General features: G+C 68.0%; 3 protein-coding genes. 2 read left to right on the plus strand and 1 reads right to left on the minus strand.

The genetic code is table 11. The annotated features are described in order from the left end of the window. Together JCM9942_RS12425 and JCM9942_RS12430 are read left to right on the plus strand one after the other, a co-directional pair. Positions 1–565 (plus strand): phospholipase D-like domain-containing protein (locus JCM9942_RS12425; protein ID WP_256202380.1); only part of this gene is annotated, 565 nt, incomplete at its 5' end. Positions 566–597: 32 nt separating this feature from the next. Beyond that, positions 598–1026, plus strand: coding sequence for a hotdog fold thioesterase (locus tag JCM9942_RS12430; protein ID WP_054660033.1), 429 nt, complete (start codon positions 598–600; stop codon positions 1024–1026). Between the two features lie 15 nt (positions 1027–1041). On the opposite strand, the gene JCM9942_RS12435 is transcribed toward JCM9942_RS12430, so the two are convergent. Next, positions 1042–3443 (minus strand): sensor domain-containing protein (locus tag JCM9942_RS12435; RefSeq protein ID WP_157722914.1); only part of this gene is annotated, 2402 nt, incomplete at its 5' end.

The following is a 3443-nucleotide window of genomic DNA, read 5'->3' on the forward strand; positions in this document are numbered from 1 at the left end:
CGAGGTGGAATACGAGCTGCTGCGCACCGAGACCCGTCCCTCCTTCCTCGGCACGCGGGCGGTGAACCGGCCGCTGCCGGTGACCCGCCGTGGCGCGCGCATGGGCCTGCACGCCAAGTCGCTGGTGGTGGACCGCCGCATCGGGGTGATCGGCACCCACAACTTCGACCCGCGCAGCGAGAACTACAACACCGAAGGAGCGGTGATCATCGAGGATCCGGTGTTCGCTGAACGGCTGGCGCAGAGCATCCTGCGCGATGTGCATCCGGACAATTCCTGGGTGGTGGCGCCACGGCAGAAGGCGCCGGTGCTGTCAGGACTGAACTACAGCCTGGGCAAGGCCTCCGAGGCGCTGCCGGTGCTCGATTTCTGGCCATGGCGCTATGCCACCGACTATGCGTTCCAGCCCGGCCCGGACTGTCCGCAGCCGCTGCCCCGGCAGGATCCGGATTTCCACCGTTGCTACACCGCCGTGGGCGATTTCCCGGAGGTGGATGTCGGCCCGAAATGGCTGCTGGTGCGGATGCTGACCGCCTTCGGCGCCGGTCTGGTACCGATCCTGTAACGCCTTCCTTGGTCTTTGAACAGGTTATGCGCATGTCCCGAGTATTCCACCAGCCGGTCGATCTGCAGCAGCTCAACGCGCTCAGCCGCAACACGCTGATCGAGCATCTGGGCATCGTCTTCACCGCCGCCGGCGAGGACTGGCTGCAGGCGACGATGCCGGTGGACGAGCGTACCCGGCAACCGTATGGCCTGCTGCACGGCGGCGCCTCGGTGGTGCTGGCCGAAACACTGGGCAGTAGCGCCGGCAATCTGTGCGTGGACCCGGACCGGCAGGTCTGCGTCGGTCTGGAAATCAATGCCAACCACCTGCGCGCCGCACGTTCGGGGATGGTGACCGGCACCGCCCGCGCGCTGCATGTCGGGCGCACCACGCAGGTGTGGGAGATCCGCATCGAGAACGAGGCCGGCAAGCCGGTGTGCGTCTCGCGGCTGACGCTGGCGGTGGTGGCGTCAGCCTGAGGCGTTGGCGCCGGCTCAGCAGCTCACGGCCGGCGCTACGGGTGCTGCCAGGTGCTCGCGCACCCACTGTGCCAGTGCCGGCGCAGGCAGCGCCGCGGTGAAGTGGAAGCCCTGGGCGATCTGGTAGCCCTGCTGGCCGAGCAGGCGCAACTGCGCCTGGCTCTCCACGCCTTCGGCCACCACTTTGAGTTGCAGGCTCTGGCCGATATGCGCGATCGCCTGGGTCAAGGCGCACGCGATCGGGTCCTCCTCGATCCCGCAGACGAAGCTGCGGTCGAGTTTGAGTTCGCTGATCGGCAACTGCCGCAGGTAGCTCAGGCTGGAGTAGCCGGTGCCGAAGTCATCCATCGACAGCCGTACCCCCAGCGCATGCACTTCGTGCAGGGTGCGCAAGGTGGTGGGATCGGTGTCGAGCAGGATGTCCTCGGTGATCTCCACGGTCAGGTCCGTGGCCACCAGGGCCTCGCGCTGCAGGATCTGCGCGATCCGTGCCGGCAGCCCGGCGTCGTGGAAGTCGGTCGGTGACAGGTTCACCGCCACTGACGGCACCTGCAGCCCGTCGCGGCGCCAGCTGGCCAGCTGCTTACATGCTTGGGCGAGTGCCCATTGCCCGATTTCGCCGATCAGGCCGCACTCCTCGGCCAGCGCGATGAAACGTATCGGCGGCACCGTGCCCAGCGTTGGATGCTGCCAGCGCGCCAGCGCCTCGACGCTGTGCAGGTGGCCGTCGGCGATGTCGATCTGCGGCTGGTAATGCAGCTGCAGCTGGTGGTGCTGGAGCGCCTCGCGCAGGGCCGCCTCCATGGTCAGCCGTTCCTGTGCGCTCTGGTTCATTTCCGGGCAGTAGAAGCGCACCCGCGCGCGGCCGCTGTGTTTGGCCTGGTACATGGCCATGTCCGCGTTCTGCAGCAGTGTCTCCATGTCGCCGCCATCGTGCGGAAACACGCTGATGCCGATGCTGGCCGAGGACCGCACCTCCACCTCGCCCAGCTGCCACGGTTGGGACAGCGCGTGCAGTAGGCGCTCACCGCGCTCCAGGGCGGCCTGCGCATCGCATGGGGCCAGTACCACCACGAATTCGTCGCCGGACAGACGCCCGACGATGTCCCTGGGCCCGGCTTCCTCCTGCAGCCGTCGCGCGACGGTGCGCAGCAGGGTGTCGCCCCCGGGATGGCCCATCGAGTCGTTGACCTGCTTGAAGCGGTCCAGGTCGATGAACAGCACCGCCAGTTCCTGCCCGGCATGGCCGGCCGCGCTGATCGCCTGGTCGGCCTGGGCATGCAGCAGGCTGCGGTTGGGCAGCCCGGTCAGATCGTCATAGAACGCCAGCCGGCGGATGCGGTTGCGCGCCTCCTCGCGCTCCAGCGCCAACGCGCACAGATGCACGATGACGGCCACCAGCCGGTGATGGAACTCGTCCGGATCATGCGGCTGGCGGTAGTAGAAGGCGAAGGTGCCCAGCACGCGGCCGTCGCTGGCCTTGATCGGTGTGGACCAGCAGGCGGCCAGGCCGTGGGCCAGGGCCACGGCCCGGTGGGGAATGTCGGCCCAGTTCGGATCGGTGGCGATATCGCGGGCGATCACGGTTTCGCCGGTATACGCAGCGGTGCCGCAGCTGCCCGTGCGCGGGCCGGCGATCACGCCATCGACCAGGCGGCTGAAGGGGTCGGGCAGGCTGGGGCCGGCCAGGGTACGCAGCTTGCCGTCCTCGACCCGCAGCACCGAGCTGATCACCTCCGGCGCGATGCGTTCGACCTCCAGGCACATCATCTGCAGCACTTCGGCGGTGGGCACCTCGCGGACCAGCGCATCGAGCATCTTGTGCTGCAGCAGCTCGTGCACTTTGGTGCGGGTGATGTCCATCAGCACCACCACCTGGTTCACCAGTGTGCCGTAGTCATCGAAGATCGGGTTGGTGCTGACCGAGCACCACAGCGGTTGCCCGTTGTGCCGGTACAGACGCTCGTCGCGCTGGATCGGCTCTCCGGCCTTGAGCTGCCGCGTATCGGCGTCCATCTGCGCGGCGCCATGACTGCCCGGGGCCAGCAGCGCCGGCAGGTACTGGCCGATGGCTTGGTGCTCGGCAAAGCCGAACAGCCGGCCAAAGCCCTTGTTGAGCTGCACGATGCGCCCTTCACCGTCGGTGATCAGTACCGCGCTGTGGGTCTCATCAAAGCCCAGTGACAGCAGGCGGCCGCGTTCCTGCTGCTGGCGTTGCACGGTGACGTCGCGGATCAGTGCCATACGCAGGCTGTCCGTGCCGGCGCTGAGCGTGGACAGCGCCACGCTGATCCAGCACTCGCTGCCATCCGCGCGGACCAGCTTGATGTCATGCGGCTGGGCGGACAGCTCGCTGATCCGGTTGCGGTCGCCGGGATACAGGCGGGTGTCGTAGCGCTCGCGCACCGCCGGCGGCG

It is taken from the genome of Stenotrophomonas pictorum JCM 9942 (assembly GCF_001310775.1).
GTDB classification, from domain to species: Bacteria; Pseudomonadota; Gammaproteobacteria; order Xanthomonadales; family Xanthomonadaceae; genus Stenotrophomonas; species Stenotrophomonas pictorum.